The organism is Massilia sp. KIM (assembly GCF_002007115.1).
Lineage (GTDB): Bacteria > Pseudomonadota > Gammaproteobacteria > Burkholderiales > Burkholderiaceae_D > Telluria.
In genome coordinates this window covers 2,132,355-2,155,254 of record NZ_MVAD01000001.1, presented here as the reverse complement: position 1 = coordinate 2,155,254, position 22,900 = coordinate 2,132,355, and the positions used below count along the sequence as shown (strand labels likewise).

The 22,900-nt window shown below is 67.0% G+C and carries 20 protein-coding genes and 1 tRNA gene; 13 read left to right on the top strand and 8 right to left on the bottom strand.

What is annotated here, in order from left to right; translation table 11 throughout:
* Nucleotides 1–19: 19 nt before the first annotated feature.
* The 3 genes from B0920_RS09325 to B0920_RS09315 all read left to right on the top strand — a co-directional run bounded on the left by B0920_RS09325 (nucleotide 20) and on the right by B0920_RS09315 (nucleotide 3,656).
* Nucleotides 20–358, top strand: coding sequence for a P-II family nitrogen regulator (locus tag B0920_RS09325; RefSeq protein ID WP_078032232.1), 339 nt, complete (start codon nucleotides 20–22; stop codon nucleotides 356–358).
* Nucleotides 359–517: 159 nt separating this feature from the next.
* Nucleotides 518–1,996, top strand: a complete 1,479-nt coding sequence (locus tag B0920_RS09320) for an ATPase domain-containing protein (RefSeq protein WP_218669347.1) — start codon at nucleotides 518–520, stop codon at nucleotides 1,994–1,996.
* Nucleotides 1,989–3,656, top strand: a complete 1,668-nt coding sequence (locus tag B0920_RS09315) for an ATP-binding protein (protein ID WP_078032231.1) — start codon at nucleotides 1,989–1,991, stop codon at nucleotides 3,654–3,656. Before B0920_RS09320 ends, B0920_RS09315 begins: the two co-directional genes overlap by 8 nt.
* 12 nt (nucleotides 3,657–3,668) lie before the next feature.
* Here B0920_RS09315 and B0920_RS09310 read toward each other — a convergent pair whose 3' ends face one another.
* Nucleotides 3,669–4,274, bottom strand: a complete 606-nt coding sequence (locus tag B0920_RS09310) for a trimeric intracellular cation channel family protein (RefSeq protein WP_078032230.1) — start codon at nucleotides 4,272–4,274, stop codon at nucleotides 3,669–3,671.
* An 81-nt stretch (nucleotides 4,275–4,355) separates the two neighbouring features.
* On the opposite strand from B0920_RS09310, the gene B0920_RS09305 reads away from it, so the two are divergent.
* Nucleotides 4,356–5,381, top strand: coding sequence for a DUF1176 domain-containing protein (locus B0920_RS09305; protein WP_078032229.1), 1,026 nt, complete (start codon nucleotides 4,356–4,358; stop codon nucleotides 5,379–5,381).
* Nucleotides 5,382–5,385: 4 nt separating this feature from the next.
* Here B0920_RS09305 and B0920_RS09300 read toward each other — a convergent pair whose 3' ends face one another.
* The 3 genes from B0920_RS09300 to trxB all read right to left on the bottom strand — a co-directional run bounded on the left by B0920_RS09300 (nucleotide 5,386) and on the right by trxB (nucleotide 9,390).
* Nucleotides 5,386–7,551 carry an ATP-binding protein gene (locus B0920_RS09300; protein WP_078032228.1) on the bottom strand — a complete coding sequence of 722 codons (2,166 nt, stop codon included), beginning with the start codon at nucleotides 7,549–7,551 and terminating at the stop codon, nucleotides 5,386–5,388.
* A gap of 172 nt (nucleotides 7,552–7,723) precedes the next feature.
* Nucleotides 7,724–8,395, bottom strand: a complete 672-nt coding sequence (locus tag B0920_RS09295) for a Smr/MutS family protein (protein WP_078032227.1) — start codon at nucleotides 8,393–8,395, stop codon at nucleotides 7,724–7,726.
* 38 nt (nucleotides 8,396–8,433) lie between these two features.
* Nucleotides 8,434–9,390, bottom strand: coding sequence for a thioredoxin-disulfide reductase (gene trxB, locus B0920_RS09290; RefSeq protein ID WP_078032226.1), 957 nt, complete (start codon nucleotides 9,388–9,390; stop codon nucleotides 8,434–8,436).
* A gap of 185 nt (nucleotides 9,391–9,575) precedes the next feature.
* On the opposite strand from trxB, the gene B0920_RS09285 reads away from it, so the two are divergent.
* The 6 genes from B0920_RS09285 (at nucleotide 9,576) to B0920_RS09260 (ending at nucleotide 16,310) form a co-directional block, all read left to right on the top strand.
* Nucleotides 9,576–12,044 (top strand): DNA translocase FtsK, encoded by a 2,469-nt coding sequence (locus B0920_RS09285; RefSeq protein ID WP_078032225.1) that lies wholly within the window; start codon nucleotides 9,576–9,578, stop codon nucleotides 12,042–12,044.
* Nucleotides 12,045–12,083: 39 nt separating this feature from the next.
* Nucleotides 12,084–12,725 carry an outer membrane lipoprotein chaperone LolA gene (gene lolA, locus B0920_RS09280; RefSeq protein ID WP_229455321.1) on the top strand — a complete coding sequence of 214 codons (642 nt, stop codon included), beginning with the start codon at nucleotides 12,084–12,086 and terminating at the stop codon, nucleotides 12,723–12,725.
* A 132-nt stretch (nucleotides 12,726–12,857) separates the two neighbouring features.
* Entirely contained in the window at nucleotides 12,858–14,174 is a 1,317-nt protein-coding gene (locus B0920_RS09275; RefSeq protein ID WP_078032223.1) for a replication-associated recombination protein A, read from the top strand.
* A gap of 250 nt (nucleotides 14,175–14,424) precedes the next feature.
* The gene (locus B0920_RS09270; protein WP_078032222.1) at nucleotides 14,425–14,625 is read left to right on the top strand and encodes a hypothetical protein; all 201 of its coding nucleotides are present in this window, start codon (nucleotides 14,425–14,427) and stop codon (nucleotides 14,623–14,625) included.
* 186 nt (nucleotides 14,626–14,811) lie between these two features.
* On the top strand, nucleotides 14,812–16,107 hold the full coding sequence (gene serS, locus B0920_RS09265) for a serine--tRNA ligase (RefSeq protein ID WP_078032221.1): 1,296 nt from the start codon (nucleotides 14,812–14,814) through the stop codon (nucleotides 16,105–16,107).
* Between the two features lie 113 nt (nucleotides 16,108–16,220).
* A tRNA-Ser gene (locus tag B0920_RS09260) sits at nucleotides 16,221–16,310 on the top strand.
* Between the two features lie 391 nt (nucleotides 16,311–16,701).
* Here the strand turns inward: B0920_RS09260 and B0920_RS09255 are convergent.
* The 4 genes from B0920_RS09255 to B0920_RS09240 form a co-directional block, all read right to left on the bottom strand.
* The gene (locus tag B0920_RS09255; RefSeq protein WP_179119129.1) at nucleotides 16,702–17,343 is read right to left on the bottom strand and encodes a DUF3304 domain-containing protein; all 642 of its coding nucleotides are present in this window, start codon (nucleotides 17,341–17,343) and stop codon (nucleotides 16,702–16,704) included.
* Between the two features lie 865 nt (nucleotides 17,344–18,208).
* Nucleotides 18,209–18,775, bottom strand: coding sequence for a TadE family protein (locus B0920_RS09250; protein WP_229455319.1), 567 nt, complete (start codon nucleotides 18,773–18,775; stop codon nucleotides 18,209–18,211).
* Nucleotides 18,776–18,800: 25 nt separating this feature from the next.
* A complete protein-coding gene (locus B0920_RS09245) occupies nucleotides 18,801–19,265 on the bottom strand; it encodes a TadE/TadG family type IV pilus assembly protein (RefSeq protein ID WP_078032218.1) in 465 nt (154 codons plus the stop codon).
* Nucleotides 19,262–20,725: a pilus assembly protein TadG-related protein gene (locus B0920_RS09240; RefSeq protein ID WP_143745685.1), complete on the bottom strand. Its 1,464-nt coding sequence runs from the start codon at nucleotides 20,723–20,725 to the stop codon at nucleotides 19,262–19,264. The genes B0920_RS09245 and B0920_RS09240 overlap by 4 nt, the downstream gene beginning before the upstream one ends.
* A gap of 165 nt (nucleotides 20,726–20,890) precedes the next feature.
* Here B0920_RS09240 and B0920_RS09235 point away from each other — a divergent pair, with 165 nt between their 5' ends.
* The 3 genes from B0920_RS09235 (at nucleotide 20,891) to B0920_RS09225 (ending at nucleotide 22,890) form a co-directional block, all read left to right on the top strand.
* Nucleotides 20,891–21,556 carry a MarR family winged helix-turn-helix transcriptional regulator gene (locus B0920_RS09235; RefSeq protein ID WP_229455317.1) on the top strand — a complete coding sequence of 222 codons (666 nt, stop codon included), beginning with the start codon at nucleotides 20,891–20,893 and terminating at the stop codon, nucleotides 21,554–21,556.
* 267 nt (nucleotides 21,557–21,823) lie between these two features.
* Entirely contained in the window at nucleotides 21,824–22,366 is a 543-nt protein-coding gene (locus B0920_RS09230; RefSeq protein ID WP_078032216.1) for a carboxymuconolactone decarboxylase family protein, read from the top strand.
* A complete protein-coding gene (locus tag B0920_RS09225) occupies nucleotides 22,366–22,890 on the top strand; it encodes a redoxin domain-containing protein (RefSeq protein WP_373887896.1) in 525 nt (174 codons plus the stop codon). The genes B0920_RS09230 and B0920_RS09225 overlap by 1 nt, the downstream gene beginning before the upstream one ends.
* Nucleotides 22,891–22,900: the final 10 nt, after the last annotated feature.

Here is a 22,900-nt window from a genome sequence, read left to right as displayed (position 1 = left end):
TAAGAAGAGGACTTTAACGATGAAACAGATTACCTGCGTGATCAAGCCATTCAAGCTCGACGAAGTGCGCGAGGCGCTCGCCGAAGTCAACGTCACCGGCCTGACGGTCACCGAGGTGAAGGGCTTCGGCCGCCAGAAGGGCCACACCGAGCTGTATCGTGGCGCCGAATACGTGGTCGACTTCCTGCCCAAGGTGAAGATCGAGGTGGTGGTCGACGACTCCATGGCGGAGCAGGTGGTGGACGCCATCATCAAGGCGGCCCGCACCGGCAAGATCGGCGACGGCAAGATCTTCGTGCAGAACGTGGAACAGGTGATCCGTATCCGTACCGGGGAGACCGGCGCCGACGCCGTCTGACCCGGTTTTTGCCGCCCGGCAGCCAGGTTTTTGCGCCGTTATGAGCGCTCACGCACATGCGCGGCCAGCCCGGCTGTTCTATGATGGCTCCATCTTGTTGACTTTCTGGCATCACCACGGGGCGTCCTGAAGGTCAACTTCCTACTTCGGGGATACAAGGTGAGCGACATCCAGAAAATCAAGACGGGGATCCCGGAACTCGACATGGTGCTGCGCGGCGGGCTGCCGCGCCAGCGCATCCACCTGGTCGAGGGCCGTCCCGGTTCGGGCAAGACCACCGTCGGCCTGCGCTTCCTGATCGAGGGCGCGCAGGTGGGCGACAGGACCCTCTACGTCACCCTGTCCGAAACGGTCGAGGAGCTGCGCGCGACCGCCGCCAGCCACGACTGGTCGCTGGACGGGATCGGGATGCGCGAGATCGTCCCGGTCGAATCGCGCTTCGAGGAGCAGCAGAGCGTGCTGTTCCCGTCCGAGCTGGAGCTGGGCCAGACCATCGCCGCCATCATGGACGCGATCCGCGAACACGCGCCCCAGCGTGTGGTGATCGATTCGATGTCCGAGCTGCGCATGGTGGCCCAGGACCCCATGCTCTACCGCCGCCAGGTGGTGGCGCTCAAGCGCTTCCTGGTGGAGCAGGGCTGCACCTCGATGCTGATGGACGACCTGACCGACGAGCCGCGCCAGTACGACCTGCAGGGCACGGCCCACGGCGTCATCACCCTCGAACAGCTGGAGCGCGAATTCGGCGCGGCCCGGCGCCGCCTGCGCATCGTCAAGATGCGCGGCGCCGACTTCCAGAGCGGCTGGCACGATTTCGCCATCACCTCGGGCGAGGTCTATGTCTTCCCCAGCCTGATCGCGGACGAGCACGTGCGGCCGCATACGCGCGCGGCGGTGCCGAGCAACATTCCGGCCCTGGACGAGATGCTGGGCGGGGGCCTGGCGCGCGGCACCTCGGCCATGCTGCTCGGGCCGACCGGCGCCGGCAAGTCCTCGCTCGCCCTGCAGTACGCCAACGTGGCGGCCGAGCGCGGCGAGCACGTCGCCTACTTCTCCTTCGACGAGACCAAGGAAACCCTGCTCGACCGGGCCAACGGCCTGTCGATGCGCGCCGCCGAGGCGATCGAGAGCGGCAGCATCCACTGGGAGCGCATCAATCCCTCGCGCATCTCGCCGGGGGAGTTCATCTGGAAGGTCAGGCGCCAGGTCGAGGACCATAATGCCGTCATCGTCGTGATCGACAGCCTCAATTCCTACCTCGAGACCATGCACGAGGAAACGGCGCTGTCGCTGCAGATGCACGAACTGCTCAACTACCTGGCCCACCAGGGCGTGCTGTCGATCATGATCGTCGGCCAGTCCGGCCTGCTCGACAAGGTGCACGACCCGCTCGAGATCGGCTTCATCACCGACACCGTGATCCTGCTGCGCTTCTTCGAGGCCCAGGGCACCGTGAGCAAGGCGATCTCGGTGGTCAAGAAGCGCCCGGGCCGGCACGAGAATGCGATCCGCCAGTTCATGCTGACCGCCGAGGGCGTGGCGGTCGGCGAGCAGCTGGAGGGCATGGAAGGCGTGCTGACCGGCACGCCCCGTCTGGCAAGGGGCAGCAGCACGCCGCCCCAGTCGGAGCATGGCTGATCCGCGCAAGCACGACTGGCCGGTGGTCGCCGGGGTGTGCGCACCCCTGGGACGCGACGCCCAGGCCCTGAGCGCACTGCTCGACAGCTGGGGCGCCCAGGTGCGGGTGGTCGCGCCGGGCGCCGGGCTGGGACAGCTGGCGGCCGAGGAAACGGTCTCGCTGCTGCTGCTCACCGACGAGGCGCTCGAGTCTTCCGCCGCGCCGCTGGCGGACAGCCTGCGCGAGCAGCCGCTGTGGTCCGACCTGCCGCTGATCCTGCTCAGCGCCCAGGCCGGGCGCGGCGGCACCGGCGCCCAGTGGCGCTTCCTGCGCCAGTTCGCCAACCTGACGGTGCTGGGCCGGCCCTGCGCGCCCAACGTGCTGCGCGCGGCCTTCGACGCCGCCTGCCGCGCCCGCGCCTGGCAGTACACGGTGCGCGACCAGATGCAGACGCTGGCGGCGGCGGCGGCCCTGCTGGAGCAGCGCGTGCTGGAACGCACCGCCCAGCTCTATGCCGAGGTCGAGACCCGCAAGCGCATGGAGAGCGCGCTGAACGAATCGCGCCGTCTGGAAGCGGTCGGGCGCCTGACCGCCGGCGTGGCGCATGACTTCAACAACCTTTTGCAGGTGATCCAGGGCTCGGCCGCCGTGCTGCCGCTGCTGACGCCGGGCAGCGAGCGCTACAGCCAGACCATCGACGCCATCGGCCGCGCCACCACGCGCGCGGCGCGCCTGACCCACCAGCTGCTGGCCTTCGGCCGCCGCCAGAGCCTGAACGCCGAAGCCCTCGACGTGGCCCAGCAACTGGAAGCCATGCGCGAGCTGCTCCAGCAGTCGCTGCGCGAGCGCATTCCCCTCACCCTGGAGGTGGCGCCGGGCCTGTGGCACGCCAAGGCCGATCCGACCCAGCTCGAGGTGGCGCTGCTGAACCTCACGGTCAACGCGCGCGACGCCATGCCGAAGGGCGGCAGCGTCACCATCGGCGCGCGCAACGTCGAGCTGCCCGCGGCTGGGATGCCCGAGGCGGTGCAGGACTTGAACGGCGACTTCGTCTGGCTGACCGTGGCAGACACCGGCGCCGGCATGAGCCCCGAGGTGGCCCGCCAGGCCTTCGATCCCTTCTTCACCACCAAGCCGGTCGGCTCCGGCACCGGGCTGGGCTTGAGCCAGGTCTACGGCTTCGCCCAGCAGTCGGGCGGCACGGCCTGGGTCGAGAGTTCCGAGTCGGGCACCACGGTGTCGATCCTGCTGCCGCGCAGCGTGTCCGCCGCCAGCGCCGCCGCGCCCGCGGACACGGCCTCCCTGGACGGCGCCCTGAACGGGGTGCGGGTGCTGATGGTGGAGGACGACCGCGCGGTGGCCGACGCCACCAAACCGATGCTCGAGCAGCTCGGCTGCGGCGTGGTGCTGGCCGCCAGCGCCGACGAGGCCCTGCGCCTGCCGCTGGAAGACATCGACATCGTGTTCTCGGACGTGATCATGCCGGGCAGCCTGGATGGCGTCGACCTGGCGCGCGAGCTCCGCGACCGCCATCCCGAGCGGCCCGTGCTGCTGGCCAGCGGCTACGTGATCGCGCCCGAGCGGCTGCAGGGGCTGGGGGTGTCGGTGCTGCCCAAGCCGTATTCCTTCGAGGCCTTGCGCGGCGCGCTGCTGCGCACCCTGGCCCAGCGCGTGGCCTGAGGGACCGCGCCCTCAGCGCCCCATGCGCATGTCGAAGCGCCAGCTCAGCAGGCGCAGGCCGCTGATGAAGAGGGCGCTCGACCACAGCGCGAAATCGGGCGGGGCGTCGTACTTGCGCATGATGAGGAAGAGCCAGTTGCCGAGGAAGGCGCAGATCGCGTAGGGCTTGCCGTCCCTGAACACCATCGGCACCTCGTTGCAGACGATGTCGCGCAGGACGCCGCCGAAGATCCCGGTGATCACCCCCATCATCGAGGCGATGAAGATCGGCATGCCGGCGTCGAGGGCCGCCGACACCCCGGCGATCGAGAACAGGCCCAGGCCCACCGCGTCGGCGATCACGATCAGGCGCTCGGACACGATCTGGCGCAGGGTGCGGATCAGGGGCGAGGCCACCAGGGCCAGCACGAAGATCAGGATCGCGTATTCCTGGTGGGTCACCCAGAACAGCGGCCGCTTGTCGAGCAGGATGTCGCGCAGGGTGCCGCCGCCGAAGGCGGTGATGAAGGCGACCGTGAACACCCCGACCAGGTCCATGCGCTTGCGCCGCGCTTCGATGAAGCCCGAGAAGGCGCCGACCAGGATCGCCATGATTTCGATGAACTTGATGAGGGTCATGCAGGTGCGGAAAGCGGGTGACCTTGTTAGACTACCATGCCCCTTGCCATTCACGTAAGAGGATTCTTTCCCGGAGCCTTCATGCAGAAAACCGTCTTCCTTGCCGCCTTGCTCGGCGCCCTCCCGGCGCTCGCAGCCGACAGTCCGGGTGTCGACTTCAGCCACCACGACTGGGAGCTGGTGTGCGACAACACGCGCACCTGCCGCGCCGCCGGCTACCACGCGGAAGAACCCGGGGCGCTGCCGGTCAGCGTGCTCCTCGAACGCAAGGCGGGGCCGGGGACGCCGCTCACGGGCGAACTGCAACTGGGGATGGCCGACGGGGAGGACGCCGGGCCGGGGCAGCTCGAGATGCGGGTCGACGGCAAGCCGCTCGGCCAGGTGGTCTTGGACCGCGCGGGCAGCATCGGCGCGCTCGCCCCGCGCCAGGTGGCGGCCCTGCTGGCGGCGGTCGGCGGCAGCGGACGGGTCGAATGGCGCGCCGGCAAGCAGGTCTGGCGCCTGTCGGGCAAGGGCGCGGCGGCGGTGCTGCTCAAGATGGACGAGTTCCAGGGGCGCCTGGGCACCTGCGGCGCGGCGCTGCGCAAGGGCGACAAGGATGAATCGGGCGTGTTGCCGCCGCTGCCGGCGCCGGTGGTGCTAGCGGCCAAGGTGCCGGCCTTGAAGCAGCCGGTCCTGAGCGCGGCCGACCGGCGCGAGCTGCTGGCCGTGCTGCGCAAGGGCGCGGGCGAGGACTGCGCCGATCTGGAAGCGGTGGCCAAGGGCGAGGAGGAGCTGGAGCTGGAGGCGCTGTCGCGCGACCGGATGCTGGTCTCGGCGCGCTGCTGGCGCGGCGCCTATAACGAAGGGCATGGCTACTGGGTGGCCAACGCGCGCCCGCCGTTCTCTCCCAGGCTGGTCACCTACGACGGCACCGACCACGCGGCCGGCACCATCAGCGCCGGCCACCGCGGACGCGGCATCGGCGACTGCTACGGCGCGGAAGAATGGGTGTGGGATGGCCGCGCCTTCGTCCATACGTCGAAGTCGCGCAGCGGCATGTGCCGCGAGATCGCGATCGGCGGGGCCTGGATTCTTCCGACCCTGGTGAGCGTGGTGAAGCGCTAGGGTTTCAGGCGGCGGCCAGCGGCAGCTGGACCGCGAACACCACCCTCCCGTGCTCGTGGCGGTAGACGATCTCGCCGCGGTGCTCGCGCACGATCTGCTGGGCGATGTACAGTCCCAGGCCCAGGCCGCTGCGGTTGCGCGCGTTGTTCAGCGACGCGCGCTTGAAGGGATTGAACAGGGTCGCCAGGATCTCGTCCGCGATCGGCACGCCCTGGTTCGACACCTCGATCACCGCCTTGCCCTCGGCGCGCGACAGGCAGACCCGGATCGGGTGGCCCGGTTCGCCATGGTGGCGCGCATTGCTCAAGAGGTTGGACAACACCTGGCCGATGCGGCCGCGGTCGGCGTCCACCACGGCCTGCTGGTCGCACACCAGTTCGAAGTCGATGCTGGGATAGGCCATGCGCGCCTCGTCCAGCAGGTCCTTCACCAGCTCGGACAGCTCGACCGGCTCGGGCGCCACGCCCAGGCCCAGGCCGCGGTCGATGCGGCTCATGTCCAGCACCTGGCCGATCATGCGCTGCATGCGGTTGGTGGAGGATTGGATGCGCTTGCCGATGCCCTGCTGGTTGTTGCCGCGTTCGAGCACCATGCCGGCCATGTTGATCGAGTGAAGCGGGTCGCGCAGGTCGTGGCCGAGCATGGCCAGCAACTGGGCGCGGGTGGCGTCGAGCTGGGCGCGGCGGGCGCTGGTGGCGCGCACCAGCTCGGCCTGGGTCAGGCGCGCGTTCGAGAGCACGGTCGGCTCCCAGGGGTGGGCGCAGCCGCGCACCGTCTCGTACCAGGCGTCGAAGGAGCCGCGCGGCGTCAGGCGCTCGCCCAGCGGGCCGACCTGCACCGCCTTTTCCGGCCGGCCGCCCCAGGCCACCTGTTCGATCTGCTCGACCCGCAGCAGCACGCACCAGCCGTTGGCGGCCGGATCGTAGGGCAGGGCCAGCATGCCCACCCACTTGCCCAGTTGTTCGCGGACGTCCTGGGGCCAGTCGCCCGCGCATTCGCGCGTCACCAGGTCGTGCCGGCCCTCCGGCAAGGTAGCGACGATGGCATCGGCCAGGCCGGGCGGCAGCTCGCCGTGTGCCACCACCCGGCCGTCGAGCGAGGCTACCAGGGCCTGGGCGTTGGAGGTCGCCATCAGCTTCGCGGCGTGCTGGCCGAGCGTCTCGAGCGGGTCTTCATCGAGCAGCAGGGCCTCGACCAGGCTGGTGCGCATGGCGGCGGCCTGCTCGACCAGGGCGGCGTCCTCGCGCGCCTCGATGCTGTGGATGGTGGAGGCGATCACCTGGGCCAGCACGTCGGCCGCCATCCGGATCGCGTAGGGCACCAGCTTGCGTGACATGTGGTGGCAGGCGATCAGGCCCCACAGGCGGCCGTTGATCACGATCGACACGCTCATCGAGGCGCCCACGCCCATGTTCTTGAGGTATTCGACGTGGACGGGCGACACGCTGCGCAGCACGGCGTGGCTCATGTCCAGCGGCGCGGCGCCCGGCTCGCCCAGCAGGGGCACGGCGTTGTAGTCGACGTCGGCGATCATGCGAAGGGTGTTCAGCACGTACAGGCGGCGCGCCTGGGCCGGGATGTCGGACGCCGGATAGCGCTGCCCGAGATAGGGCGTGAGGTCCTCGCGGCGCGCCTCGGCCACCACGTCGCCGCTGTCGTCGGGGCGGAAGCGGTAGGCCATCACGCGGTCGAAGCCGGTGAACTCGCGCACCTGCCGCACCGCCGCCTGCAGCAGGCCGTCGATGGTCTTCTGGCGGCGCAGGCGGTCGATCGAGCCGTGCGCCTTGACGGCGAACAGCACGACTTCCTCGGCCGGCGTCTCGCGCGCCTCGAATTCGGCGATCACGCGGCCGAAGGCGCCATGCACCACGCAGTCGTAGTCGGCCTCGTTGATGGTGAGGGCGGTGACGGCCGGGGTGGTGTCGGTGTCCTCGAGCGCCTCCAGGCCGAGGGCGATCAGGCCGAGGGCGGCGTCGGGCAGGGGCAGGGAGTCGAACGCCTGGCCGAGGCGCGGCTCGAAGCCGAGGCGGGCGGGGGCGTTGGCGCTCCAGCCCTCGAGGGCGCCGTCGGCGCGAAAAAAGAGCAGGGCGCCGTGGGGCTGGATCGAACCCGGCAGGTGGATCGGTTCGTCGGCGCAGGAAAGGAGGTCCACCTGACGGCCATGTTCCATCGGAACTGCTTGCGTCGCCTTCAATCCACCGTCCCTTTCCCGAGAGTTTCCGCGCACCTGCACGGATTGCGAGGAATTCTACACGGGGCGAAGTCAGATCACGGTGCGGCGACGTACAGTACACCGGATTTTCGCCGGAGCCTGTCGTATTTTTTTGACGATATTGACGGAATCAATAATCGAGCAGGGCGGCGCGCAGCAGCACGATCAGGGCGCCATTGCCGCCGTCGGCGCGTCCGGCGACGCAGAAGGCGATCACCTCGTTCTTCTGCACCAGCCAGCTGTGGACGATGCTGCGCAGCACCGGCTGGCCCTTGGGCGAGCCATAGCCGACGCCATGGATGATGCGCACGCAGCGCACCCCGCGCCGGTTGGCCCGGTGCAGGAAATCGGTGAGGGCGTCGCGCGCCTGGTCGCGGTTCAGGCCGTGCAGGTCGAGTTCGTCCTGGACCGGCCAGTGGCGCTTGCGCAGCTTGCGCACCACGTCCGGGCCGACACCATCGCGGGCGTAGCTCAGGCTCGGGTCCTCGTCCAGCAGGCCTTCGACGTCGAATTGGTCGGACAGGGATTCGCGCAGCACCGCGGCGGTTTCTTCCTCGGGGGTGAGCGGCCTGGCCGGCGCGGCGGGCTTGTTGGGGGCCACGTACACCGGGCGGTGCACGTAGCGGTTCGACTCGGGCAGCTTGACGACGTCCTTCATCGCGCCGCGGAATTCCACGGCGCGTTCGCGCGCGATCCGCTCCTGCTTCTCGCGCTCGGCCTTCTCGATGGCGCGCACCCGCTCGTCTTCCTTGAGCTTGTCGCGCAAGGCCTTCAGCTCAGCAAAGTCTTTCATGCCCGCCATCGTGATGCCTGTTTCTTGATTGCGCTTGCTTGCGGAGTTCAGGACTCCAGCGCCTCCAGGTAGCGCTGGGCGTCGAGCGCCGCCATGCAGCCGGTGCCCGAGCTGGTGATCGCCTGGCGGTAGACGTGGTCCTGCACGTCGCCGGCGGCGAACACGCCCGGCACGCTGGTGGCGGTGGCCATGCCTTCGGTGCCCGAACGGGTCTTGATGTAGCCGTTATGCATCTCGAGCTGGCCCTCGAAGATGCCGGTGTTCGGCTTGTGGCCAATCGCCACGAACAGGCCGTGCACGTTCAGCACCTTGGTCTCGCCGTCGACGGTCGACTTGATGCGCAGCGAGGTCACGCCGCCTTCGTCGCCCAGGACTTCGTCCAGGGTGTGGTTAGTTTCCAACACTACCTTGCCTTCGGCGACCTTGTGCATCAGGCGGTCCACCAGGATCGGTTCGGCGCGGAATTTGTCGCGGCGGTGGATCAGGGTCACCTTGGACGCGATGTTCGACAGGTAGAGGGCTTCCTCGACCGCGGTGTTGCCGCCGCCGATGACCGCCACTTCCTGGTTACGGTAGAAGAAGCCGTCGCAGGTGGCGCAGGCCGACACGCCCTTGCCCATGAAAGCCTGTTCCGAGGGCAGGCCCAGGTACTGGGCCGAGGCGCCGGTGGCGATGATCAGGGCGTCGCAGGTGTACTCGTGGGCGTCGCCCACCAGGCGGATCGGCTTCTCGTTCAGGTAGGTGGTGTGGATGTGGTCGAACACGATCTCGGTGTTGAAGCGCTCGGCGTGCTGCAGCAGGCGTTGCATCAGCTCCGGGCCCTGCACGCCCAGCGGGTCGCCCGGCCAGTTTTCCACGTCGGTGGTCGTCATCAGCTGGCCGCCTTGCTCGACGCCGGTCACCAGCATCGGCTTCAGGTTCGCGCGGGCGGCGTACACAGCGGCGCTGTAGCCGGCGGGACCGGAACCGAGAATCAGGACTTTGGCGTGTTTCGTAGTAGACATGGCGGCACTTCCTAGAGTTGGTGACAGACGGAAATTGGGGGCGACCGGGGCAGGAATCAAGGCCCGGTGGGGAAGCCGGGATTATAGACGATGATGCACACAAGCATGAATCGTGGTCCTGCCCGGCCATATATCCTTTAGAATGGGCGGATCGTCGATAGCGAACTCTTCCAGCAGTACCCAGCATGAGCAAGAATTCATCCGCCAGCACTTCAGGTTACACCCGTACCCAGGCCAGCGCGCGCCAGCCGCTCCCGGGCCGCCTTTCGCGCCTGCTCTCCGAAGCGCGCTGGATCGCGGGCGCGGTCGCCTTCCTGTATTTCGTGCTTATTTTATTAAGTTACAACAAGGCCGACCCGGGCTGGTCGCACGCCAACGTCGTGCCCAAGATCGCCAACCTGGGCGGGCGCGCCGGCGCCTGGCTGTCCGACCTGTTGTTGTTCATCTTCGGTTTCTCCGCCTGGTGGTGGGGCGTGATCTTCCTGCGCCAGGTCTGGCGCGGCTGGCGACGCCTGACCGACAAGCTCGGCCCCGCCCCGGAACCGGAACACCACGGCGAGATGTACGTGCGCTGGATCGGTTTCGCCCTCATGTTCGCCGGCAGCGTCGGCCTGGAATACCTGCGCATGTGGTCCTGGGACGTGTCCCTGCCACGCGCCCCGGGCGGGGTGCTGGGCCAGCTGATAGGCCACGGCGCCCACGTCACCTTCGGCTTCACCGGCGCGACCCTGCTGCTCCTGCTGCTGTTCGGCCTGGGCTTTTCCCTGTTCTTCCAGGTGTCCTGGCTGGCCGTGGCCGAGCGCATCGGCGAGATGGTCGAGAACGCCATCGACTGGTTCCGCCTGCGCTACGAAGACCACGAAGACCGCAAGCAGGGCGAAGCGGCGGCGGTGAAGCGCGAGGAAGTGGTCGACCACGAGCGCACCAAGTTCACCGAGAAGCACGCCAACGCCCCGATCGCCGTGGTGAAGGCCGAGCCCAGCCTGGAGCTGCCGTCCGCGCCGCGCGCGCCGGCCGCCGCCGCGCACGAACCCATGCTGGCGCCGCCGAGCCCGATGGCCGCCGCCGCACCTAGCATCAAGATCGAGCCGCAGATGGTGAGCGTGCCCAAGTCCGAGCGCGCCCAGAAGGAGATGCAGACGCCGCTGTTCCACGAGCTGGCCTCGGAGAACGGCCTGCCGCCGCTGGCCCTGCTGGACGAGGCGCCGCCGGCCCAGGAAACCGTGGCGGTGGAAACCCTCGAATTCACCAGCCGCCTGATCGAGAAGAAGCTGTCCGACTTCGGCGTCGAAGCCAAGGTCGTGGCCGCCTATCCGGGCCCGGTGGTCACCCGCTACGAGATCGAGCCGGCCACCGGCGTCAAGGGCAGCCAGATCGTCAACCTGGCGCGCGACCTGGCGCGTTCGCTGTCCCTGACCTCGATCCGCGTGGTCGAGACCATCCCGGGCAAGAACTACATGGCGCTCGAGCTGCCGAACCCGAAGCGCCAGATCGTGCGCCTGACCGAGATCCTCGGTTCCAAGGTCTATGGGGATTCGGCTTCCAGCCTGACCGTGGCCCTGGGCAAGGACATCGCCGGCAAGCCGGTGGTGGCCGACCTGGCCAAGATGCCCCACCTGCTGGTGGCGGGCACCACCGGTTCGGGTAAGTCGGTGGGCATCAACGCGACCATCCTGTCGCTGCTGTACAAGGCCGACCCGCAGGACGTGCGCCTGATCCTGATCGACCCCAAGATGCTGGAGATGTCGGTCTACGAAGGCATCCCGCACCTGCTGGCGCCGGTCGTGACCGACATGCGCCAGGCCGGCCACGCCCTGAACTGGGCGGTGAACGAGATGGAGCGCCGCTACAAGCTGATGTCCAAGCTGGGCGTGCGCAACCTGGCCGGCTACAACAACAAGATCCTGGAGGCGGCCAAGCGCGAGGAGCACATCCCGAACCCGTTCTCGATCACCCCGGATTCGCCCGAGCCGCTGGAGAAGCTGCCGACCATCGTCATCATCATCGACGAACTGGCCGACCTGATGATGGTGGTCGGGAAGAAGGTGGAAGAGCTGATCGCCCGTATCGCCCAGAAGGCGCGCGCGGCCGGCATCCACCTGATCCTGGCGACCCAGCGTCCTTCGGTGGACGTGATCACCGGCCTGATCAAGGCCAACATCCCGACCCGGATCGCCTTCCAGGTCTCGTCCAAGATCGACTCGCGCACCATTCTCGACCAGATGGGCGCCGAGACCCTGCTGGGCATGGGCGACATGCTCTACATGCCGCCCGGGACCGGCCTGCCGATCCGGGTGCACGGCGCCTTCGTGTCGGACGACGAAGTGCATCGAGTTGTAAAACATCTTCAGTCGCTGGGCGAACCGAACTACATTGAGGGCATCCTCGAAGGCGGCACGCTGGAAGAAGGCGGGGCGGCCGACGGGGTGGCGGCAGGCGAGGGCGGCGGCGAGTCGGACGCGATGTACGACCAGGCCGTGCAGGTGGTGCTCAAGCACCGCCGGGCCTCGATCTCGCTGGTGCAGCGCCACCTGCGCATCGGCTATAACCGCGCCGCGCGCCTGCTGGAACAGATGGAGCAGAGCGGCGTCGTCTCCGCGATGCAATCGAACGGCAACCGCGACATCCTGGTCCCGGCTGCGAGCGCTGAATAATCCCGCCTGCCGCGCAGGCGGCTAACAAGAGGAATGCCGATGAAATTCACGACCGGCGGCAAGGCCGCCCTGATCGCCGCGCTCAGTGCCGCACTGAGCCTGTCCGGCCCCGCCCAGGCGGCCGCCCTGGACCAGTTCCAGACCTTTGTCGCCAGCACCAAGTCGGCGCGCGGCGAGTTCACCCAGCAGCAGGTGGGCAAGACCAAGAACGGCAAGGCCGCGCCGGTCTCGAGCGGCACTTTCGTGTTCGCCCGTCCCGGCAAGTTCATCTGGACTTACCAAAAGCCCTATGAGCAATTGCTGCAGGCCGATGGCGAACAGCTCTACATCTACGACAAGGACCTGAACCAGGTCACGGTGCGCAAGCTGGGCAACGCCCTCGGTTCCTCGCCGGCCGCGATCCTGTTCGGCAGCAATAACCTGGAGCAGAACTTCACGCTCTCGGAAGCCGGCGAGCGCGACGGCCTGGAGTGGCTCAATGCCGTGCCCAAGGCCAAGGACACCAGCTTCGAGCAGATCGGCATCGGCCTGAAGGGCGGGGTGCCGGTGGCGATGGAACTGAAGGATAACTTCGGCCAGACCTCGGTGCTGCGCTTCACCAGTTTCCAGCGCAACCCCCAGCTCGCGGCCCAACAGTTCAAGTTCGAGACGCCCAAGGGCGCCGACGTGGTCAACCAGTAAGCCTCCTTTCGGCGCGCGCACGAGCTGGCTCAAGCGCGCGCCTCGCGGCATGGCGGCGCATCGGCTACACTACGCCCATGCCTAGCCATTCGCACCATTTCGCCCTTCACCCGCGCCTCACTGGAGGCCGCCGTGGATGACCTGTTCAAGACCGAGCCGGCGCCGCCGCTGGCCGAAGCCCTGCGTCCGCGCACCATCGACGAAGTCATCGGCCAGAGCCACCTGCTGGGCCCGGGCAAGCCGCTGAACCTGGTGTTCAAGTCGGGCAAGCCGCATTCCATGATCCTGTGGGGCCCGCCCGGCGTCGGCAAGACCACGCTGGCGCGCCTGACCGCCTATGCCTTCGACTGCGAGTTCATCGCGCTCTCGGCCGTGCTCTCGGGCGTGAAGGACATCCGTGCCGCCATCGAGCAGGCCGAGCACTACCTGCAACAGGGCAAGCACACCATCCTTTTCATCGACGAGATCCACCGCTTCAACAAGTCGCAGCAGGACGCCTTGCTGCCCTTCGTGGAATCGGGTTTGGTCACCCTGATCGGCGCCACCACCGAGAACCCGTCCTTCGAAGTGAATTCGGCGCTGCTGTCGCGCTCACAGGTATATGTATTGAAGGCGCTCACCGACGCCGAGATGCGCCAGCTGCTCGAGCGCGCCCGCGAGCGCGTGCTGCAGCACCTGAGCTTCGACGAGGTGGCGGTCGACACCCTGGTCGGCTACGCCGACGGCGACGCGCGCCGCTTCCTCAACCTGCTGGAGCAGACCAAGACCTCGGCCGACACCGCGGGCGTCACCCGCATCACGGCGGAGTTCGTCGAGAACGCGCTGACCCTCAACGCGCGCCGCTTCGACAAGGGCGGCGACAATTTCTACGACCAGATCTCGGCCCTGCACAAGTCGGTGCGCGGTTCGCATCCGGACGCGGCCCTGTACTGGCTGTGCCGCATGCTGGACGGCGGCGCCGATCCCAAGTACCTGGCGCGGCGCATCATCCGCATGGCCTGGGAAGACATCGGCATCGCCGATCCGCGCGCGATCCAGCTCTGCAACGACGCCGCCGAAACCTACGAGCGCCTGGGCTCGCCGGAAGGCGAACTGGCGCTGGGCCAGGCGGTGATCTATCTCGCCATCGCGGCCAAGAGCAATGCCGGCTACAACGCCTTCAACCGCGCCATGGCCTTCGTCAAGAAGGACAAGTCGCGCGAGGTCCCGGTCCACTTGCGCAATGCGCCGACCAAGCTCATGAAGGAGCTCGGCTACGGCCACGAGTACCGCTACGCGCACGACGAGCCGCATGCCTATGCGGCGGGCGAAACCTACCTCCCGGACGGGATGGCGGAGCCCGGTTGGTACGAGCCGGTGCCGCGCGGGATCGAGGCCAAGATCGCCGAGAAACTGGCCTGGCTGCGCAGCCTGGACGAGGACGCGCGCTCGGGCGGCGAGGGGCGCTGAGCCCCGGCCTGCGGCACTTGCAGGTCGTGCCGGCGCAGGCCGGGATACAGGTTCCTGAGCACGTCAAGGCGCTTCCCATGACGTTTCGTCGCGCTTTATCGCGCATCATGCCGGCTTTGTGCGGCCGGTCCGCGTTTTACGCATTCTGCGCCATGTTTTTGGCGCTTCATCGCAAGTCGATGGCGGCTCCGAGGGGCGTTCGGTAAAGTTCAACCATACCGAATCACTTTTACCCCTGAAGGAGCGCATCATGAACATCCGCAAAAACTTCGAAGCCCTGTTCCTTGCCGCCGCCGCCCTGGGCCTGGTCGCCAGCTTCGCCACCGCCAATGCCCGTCCGGTCGAGATCGTGCAATCGAGCGCACCGGCCATCGACGAAGCCAATATCCAGACCATCGTCGTGACCGCGCCGCGCCTGTCCGCCGTCGAACGCGCCCAGCTGGAAGGCTGAGCCCGGCGGGCCAGCGGGGCCGGCAAGCGATTGCCGACACCGCAGCGGCGCAGTGCCGGCGTAACACGAGCCTAGCGCAAGCGTAGCGCGAGCGTAGCGCAAGCGAATCCCGCAACAGGAAACTAGGGGATTCCGGCTGTCGGCTTGGTACAATTGCGGTTTCGACATACGCAAGTCCAACCCGACATGATAGACATCCAACTTCTTCGCAAAGACATCGACACCGTCGCCGCGCGCCTGGCGACGCGCAAGTTCCAGCTCGACGTGGCCGGCTTCGCCGCCCTGGAAGCGGAGCGCAAGGCGATCCAGACGCGCACCGAGGAACTGCAGGGCAAGCGCAACTCGCTGTCCAAGCAGATCGGTATGCTCAAGGGCAAAGGCGAAGACACCACGGCCGTGATGGCCGAAGTGGCCGGGCTGGGCGACGAGCTCAAGGCCAACGAACAGGCCCTGGGCGAGGTGCAGGCCAAGATGGCGCGCTTCATGGAGGCCGTGCCGAACCTGCCGCACGAAAGCACCCCGCAAGGCCAGGACGAATCCGGCAACGTCGAGGTGCGCAAGGTCGGCACTCCGCCCAGCTTCGACTTCGAGGTCAAGGACCACGTCGACATCGGCGAAAAGCTGGGCCTCGATTTCGACACCGCGACCAAGCTGACCGGTTCGCGCTTCTCGCTCATGAAGGGCGGGGTGGCGCGCCTGCACCGCGCGCTGGCGCAGTTCATGCTGGACACCCACACGGCCAAGCACGGCTACACCGAATGCTACACCCCTTACCTGGTGAACGCGGATTCGCTGCGCGGCACCGGCCAGCTGCCGAAGTTCGAAGCCGACCTGTTCTCGGTGAAGAAGGGCGGCGCGGAAGGCGAGGGCGAGAACTTCTACCTGATCCCGACCTCGGAAGTCTCGCTGACCAACATCGTGCGCGACGAGATCGTGGCGGCCGATGAGCTGCCGATCAAGCTGACCGCCCACACCCCGTGCTTCCGTTCGGAGGCTGGCAGCTACGGCCGCGACACCCGCGGCATGATCCGCCAGCACCAGTTCGACAAGGTCGAGATGGTCCAGATCGTGCACCCGGAGCATTCGTACGCTGCGCTGGAAGAGATGGTCGGCCAGGCCGAATTCATCCTGACCTCGCTCGGCCTGCCTTACCGCGTGATGGCGCTGTGCACCGGCGACATGGGCTTCTCGGCCGCCAAGACCTACGACCTCGAAGTCTGGCTGCCGGCGCAGAACACCTACCGCGAGATCTCGTCGCTGTCGAACTGCGAAGCCTTCCAGGCGCGCCGCATGCAGGCCCGCTTCCGCAATGCCCAGGGCAAGCCGGAACTGCTGCACACCCTGAACGGCTCGGGCCTGGCCGTGGGCCGCACCCTGGTGGCCGTGCTGGAGAACTACCAGCAGGCCGACGGCAGCGTGGTGATCCCGGAAGTGCTGCGTTCCTACATGGGCGGGCTGGAGCGTCTGACGCCGGCTGCCTGAAGAGGCAGGAAGTAGGGGGAAATGACACCGCGGTGAAATTTCTCCTTCCATTTTCCGGAAGAGCCGCTATAATGGCGGTCTGTTGCAGCTCACAGCAACAATCGACCGAATCAGGAGAGGTGGCAGAGTGGTCGAATGTACCTGACTCGAAATCAGGCGTACGGGTGACCGTACCGTGGGTTCGAATCCCACCCTCTCCGCCAGTAGTAATGAAAAAGGCTCCCCATGGGAGCCTTTTTTATTGCGTACGCGGGAAAAAAGAGCGCGCGCGTTGAGCGGTTCTCATGTCGGATTTGAAGCCTTGCGCTCGCAAGTGCCGGGACGGCCCGCGGATGTAGGCGAATCCCACCCTCTCCGTCAGATCGATTCCAAGATGTTTTGGGATATCACGGACCCGCTGTCCCCATGGAGACAGCGGGCTTTTTGTTGCCGAATACTGTCCAGTACCCTCCGCAGAAGCCAGCATCCTGGAAGCCTCGTTTTGCGGGCTCGTTGGGGTTTCGTTGGTCAGGGTGACTTCACATTTCTTGAAATCGCATTCGTATTCCGCGACGATTCGCCGGACTCCAGAGGTCGATACACTTTTTGTGGGCGCTATGGTGACATCGGCCGTTTCGTCGTCAGACTCCACATTTTTGCTTTGTCGCGGGCATTTTCGCGATCAAGCTCCGCGAGTTCTTCCGCGGTGAAGATTTCCTTGATCGGCGCTCCCGCAGTCGCTAACAAGCTCTCTTGAGCATTCCCCCATTTAATCGGGTGCTCATCCGCAGTATGATCAAACGAACTCACAACAATGCGCACGCGACGATTAGGGAAGAAGTGGACAACAAGCTCACCCGGTTCCCGATACGCCTCCACTGGCACCAGCGCACCGTATCTGCCCTCGATCTCCCCTGATTCTAGTGCGGCTGGGTTGGACGGTTTTGTGATCGGGTGCACTTGCCATCGCACATCTGCTTCTGCGCCCGGATACCATTTTTTCGGGATCGTGACACAACACATGTGACTACCGCCGCCGCCGCCTTCCCCAACATTACTGTAGTAACCTTTACTGACGTAAAACTCGTGAATGCGATAATCGGGACCCAAGCGCTGAAGCCGGTTGACGGAAACGCCCATACGGTCCTTGTCCTTGGGACCCTTGTGGATTAGCGCATAAGAGCCGAGAAACACCCCCAGTGCCAGTAAAGACGCAATGGGATGCGATCGCAAAAAAGAGAGGATAGGAATTTTCATAATGCCTCTGCGATAGTTCAAAATCGGTTCACACTTGGATCGTCGCCTTAACCGTTCCCGTATCGGGCCCAATTGGGCTTGCCTAATAGCGTCGATGAGTTCCCGCAATGTGTTTCGGAACGCGCTGATTTCATTCATCGCATGTAATTTGACGGCCTCTGGCAGTCTTAGGACGCCGACTCTGGTCACGAGTGCGGCCTCAGTCAAGAACATCAAGATAAGAGGGTTAGCGTTGCCGGCCGCCCGCCATGCTCGACGCGCCGCTAATGCACACTCGTGTTGTTCAACCGAACTGCCGGGCAAGGCCTAGCCATTGCGCATCATGTTTGCCTTGGCGATGAAATGATCTGGTTCGCTTGCCTCGTCCAGGGCCAGCAGTGGATTACGGTCCAGGTACAAGGGGGCGGCGCAAAATCGGTCACAGCAGCCGATGGCAGCGGAACAAGCGCGTCGGAACAGTGATGGATGGCCCAATGCACAATCGGTCCTGTCATCGAGGTTTTTTCGGCCAGCACGAAATCAACAAGCTCGTTGCCATTCTGTACAGCGTGCTCCCTGAATTTCCAGTTGGAATAATTAATTCTGGCATCTTCAGGCTAGCGCAGATTGAGGATCGATAAGCTCGACCCTCATGAACGGGTCGACGGAGTTCCGGTAGGAAGGTCCTCCGCACGCTGCGGCAGGTTGGCAATCTCCGGAGACTGCGGTTCGGTAAATCGACCAGGGGATTGATCAGGCCGGAGCCAGGTTACCCTGCGCTGGCGTGTATGCAAACTTGGGCCCCGGCCTTCGCCGGGGCGACGATCAAGCGCTAACTTGATGGCACTAATCCCGACGGGGACCCTTCCTTATTTACTACGCGCGCTTAAAGACAGGGTGTGCCTTCCGGCATCGAGCCGAGCGATTCGGCTACTGCGATCGTTGTCGCGTGCGGCAACGCGGGCGTGAAGGGCAGCAGCTCGAATAGTGGACGATAACGCAGGGAAGGACAGTCAGCGCCCGCCGCGCAGATCCTCGCCCGCACGAATCGGATGCAGTTCGGCGCGTTCGGATTGTTCATGCAAACGCGCCGGTTCTCGCGTGGGCACAGCGGCAGCGCGGCGTCCGGAATCGGCGTCATGCGCAGTCCTCCTGCCGCGTCGCGCAACAGGGCCAGGTAGTCGATGCGCACGCTGGCGTCCGTCACCGGCTCGCCGAACACCAGCGGACCCGGGGAACGGCGCAGCACCGCATCCTGCCGGATCCGCGCCAGCCCGGCCGCGTCGCGGTGGCTGACCAGGGCCGCCGCCGCGGCCGCGCGCCGGGTCGCCTCCTGGCCCGAGTTATAGAGGTACATCAGGCGCGCCGCCTCCAGCACGCCGACCAGCAGCGCGAAGAACAAGCCGGCCAGCATGGCGACCTCCACCGCCGCCACGCCCGCCTGCCGCTGCATGCACCCGCTGCGCGCGGGGCGTTTCTCATTTGCCGACATAAGGCATCACCGCATCCACGTTGATCACGATTCCCTGGCCGCCCGCAGCGCCCAGGCCAAGCAGCTCGGCCATGTCGAGGTCGAGTCTCACGCGGACCGTGGCCGGCAGGGCGCCTTCGCGCACGCCGCTGCAGGCCGCCTCGCCGCATTGGACCTCGACCCGCGGCCCGCCTTCGTTCGACGGGAGCTCGGCCACCTGCGCCAGTGCGATCTCGCGCGCCACTACGGCCGCCGCCAGGGCTAGTTGCGGCTCGCGCATCTCCTGCCGCGACACGGTCGACAAATAGCGCGCTGCATCCTGGGCCGCCTTGTTCGCCGCCGTGTAGTGCCAGCAGAAGCGCGCCAGCAGCAGCGGGCCGGCCAGCAGGGCCAGCATGAGCGGCAGGATCAGGGCCAGTTCGACCGCGGCGGCTCCGCGCGCCCGTCTGGGCAAGTGGGGCAGGGTGTTCATGGGTAGAGGATGACTTGCCCGGACAGCGTGGTTTCGGCGGCGAGGCCGGCGAATTCAGCGTGGATGCTGGTGTCGGTGGCCGGCGCCGTCATGAAGAACTTGCCGACCGCGAGGGCCTTGGCGCCGACGTTGGCCCCGGGCGGCACCGGGCATTCGAGCAGGGGCACCAGCAGCAGGCGCCGGCCGGGCGTCGCCAGCGTGCGGCGGGCTGCCGCCGGCGCCTCGTAGGCCGGGCCGGCGCTGGCGAAATAGGGCGCCTGGGCCGGATAGCCGGAGGCGCGTGGGCCAGACGGATACAGGCCGCTCCAGTCGGCCGGGGCGAAGGTCTCATAACCGGCTGCCGGTTCCGGCTGGCCCTCGAGATAGCCGGCGTGCTTGACGGCGTTCGCATAGGACCACAGCGGACCATACATGCCGGGCTGGATGTTGGACGGCGGCTTGGCCGCGTCGGCCACCGTGTGCAGGCGCGCGCCCTCGGCCAGGCTGGCCGCGCTGGCAGCGATCGGCGCCGGCTGCATCCAGCCCGGCGCGGCATAGGACTTGATGTTGCGGTCCGGCGGGGCGCCGTGGGGATCGCAGCTGCCGCCGTACTGGTCGAAGCGCGAATTGAGTTCGCGCACCAGGGACTTGAGCGGGAAGGGGGAACTGACGCGGATGCGTCCGCCCGTCACGCGCGGCACCCACATATTGCCGCTGCAGACGAAGGGCGCCACCGTGGTAGCCGTGGTGTTGCCGGGAGCGCCCAGGCCGCCCGGCGGGGAGACCGGGTCGACCACGAAGTTGGCCGGCGCCGCGCCCTGGGGATTGAGTCGCATGAGGTCGTAGCTGACGCCGCGCCGGAATCCGTACTCGACCAGTTCGGCCGGCTTGCCGGCATGCGCGCGTGCCACGCCCGGCAGCGGCGACATGGCGCACACCGCGAGCGGAACCACGTTCACCGTGGAGCGGCCGGCGACCGCACTGGCGCCCGCGCGCATGCTGTCGAGCGCGGGAGACAGCAGGGGCATGACGAAGGCCGCCACGGTCCAGCTGTCCCGGTCCAGCAGGCGGGTGTCGACCCGGACGAAGAACTGGGCCGCCGGCGCCGCGCGGGCCGCGCCGGCCCCGACCCAGCGCGCACCGGCGGCCGGCGAGCTGGAGAAGGAGAGGGCCTCGGGGCGCCAGGCGAGCGGCCTGCCGTAGCCGATCTTCCGGTCCGCGAGCACCCGCGCGCTGCCGGCCAGGGCGGCGTCGATGCCAGCCGCGGTGCCGTTCAGCTCGCGGGCAGCGGCGAGGGCGGCGGCGCGCGCCACGCCCTGCAGTTCGGCCTGGCGGTTATAGAGCATGCCCAGGTCCAGCGCCAAGCCGCTGACGCCGAGGATGACGAATAGCGTCGCCGCGTACAGCAGGGCGAAGGCCCCATCCTGGCGCCGCGGGGGCGCGGCGCGGCGCTTCGGCGGTCCATCGTGCAGCGCAGCCATGTGCATACCTCACATTAACTGTTCGTCAATATGAGTTCCATTCTATCGGCGTGAAACGCCGCTTCCTTGATCGAAAGCAGATGTCTCTGAGCACAGTCGTAGTAGTTCCGGCCGGAAAATCCGTGTCATTCATTAGGACTCCTTGTCATGTTGGGGATTTATGGTATGCTGGCGGCTATGGACATCCAGCCTGAAACTCCCTGGGACAGCACGCCCGACGTCTCGGCGCGCATCGTGACCGCCATCGGGCGCATCGCCACCGTGCTGCGCTCGGGCATGTGGGAGGTGTCGACCAGCGAGGGCCTGAATCCGGCCCAGGCCGAGATCTTGCAACTGCTCCAGCATCGCACCCGTGGCGTGCGCCTGACCTGGCTGGCCAAGCAGCTGTCGATCTCGGCGGCCAGCGCCAGCGACTCGGTGGCTGCGCTGGTGGCCAAGGGCCTGGTGCGCAAGGCGAAGGCGGAAGACGATGGCCGCGCCACCGCGCTGCACCTGACCCCGGAAGGGGAGGCCGTGGCCGCACGTCTCGGCCATGCCCTCTCCTTCGCCGACTCGGCCGCCTCGCGGCTGCCGGCGGCCCAGCAATTGCAACTCCTGACCGGCCTGTTCAAGCTGATCGCCGAATTGCAGAAGACCGACCGGTTTCCCGAACTGCGTGCCTGTTTGTCCTGCCGCCATTTCGAAGCCAATAAATACGCCGGCGAAGCGGTGCCGCATCACTGCGCCCTGGTCAATGCGCCGCTGCCGATTTCCTTCCTGCGCATCGACTGCGCCGAACACGAGCCGACCGATCCGGTCACCCAGCGCCGCAACTGGGAAATCTTTGTCTGACATCCGGCACGCAGCGGGGCCGCCACCACGTTCAGCCACGCCGCAGAAATATACTTAGGAGTCCTTGACAAATGCTCGAGTCCGTTTATACTTGTGGACATGGAGTTCTGGTCGACAGTGAGGCGGACTCTCCGGGCGCCATGCGAGCATGGCGGCACCGTGGCATACGCCGGGCTTGCGATACGTTTTTTTGGCTTCATTAGTTAGGACTCCTACTTTATGGTGATCCGGCCGCACCGTCCCAGGCCTCGAATGAAGGAGCACGACATGTCCCGTATCGAACTCGTCAACACCGCACAAGCCCAGGGCGAAGCGGCCCAACTGCTGCAACAGATCAACGGCGCCTTTGGCGTCGTTCCCAACATGTTCCGCGCCGTCGCCAATTCGCCGGCCGCGCTGCGCAGCATGTGGGGCGCGTTCGGCGCCCTCGGCGGCGGCACCATCGGCGCCCGCCTGGGTGAGCAGATCGCGGTGGCGGTGGCGGACCGCAATGATTGCGAATACTGCCTTGCCGCGCATACCGCGCTGGGCCAGAAGGCCGGCGCCAGCCGCGAAGAAATGGCTGCCGCCCAGGCCGGCCAGTCGGACGACCCGAAGACCGCCGCCGCCCTGAAGTTCGCCCTGGCCGTGGTCGAGAAGCGCGCCCATATCGACGACGCCGACGTCACCGCGCTGCGCGTGGCCGGCTTCAATGACGGCGAGATCGTCGAGATCCTGGCCCACGTGGCCCTGAACCTGTTCACCAACTACGTGAACGTGGCCTTCAAGGTGCCGGTCGACTTCCCGGGCGTGAAGCTGCGCGCGAAATGATGAACACGACCTCGCATCCCGCCCCGGAGTTCGAGGTCTCGGCCTGGCTCAACGCGCCAGGCCCGGTGACCCTCGCTTCCCAGCGCGGCAAAGTGGTGGCGGTGTACGCCTTCCAGATGCTGTGCCCCGGCTGCGTATCGCATGCGATCCCGCAGGCCAAGGAACTGGGCCGGCATTTCGGACGCGAGCAGCTGACCGTGCTGGGACTGCACACTGTGTTCGAGCATCATGAAGCGATGAACGAGCGCGCGCTGGCGGCCTTCCTGCACGAGTACCGCGTCGAGTTCCCGGTCGGCGTCGACCGCCCGGCGCAAGCGGGCCCGATCCCGTCGACCATGTCGCGCTATCGCATGCGCGGCACGCCGACCCTGCTGCTGTTCGACCGCCAGGGCGTCCTGCGCCACAGCCTGTTCGGCCATCTGCCGGACCTGCAGATCGGCGCGCTGATCGGCTCACTGCTGGCCGAACCGGCGGTGGACCAGAACTGCGACGCCGACGGCTGCCGCATCCCGCCATCCCATTGACCAGGAGCCG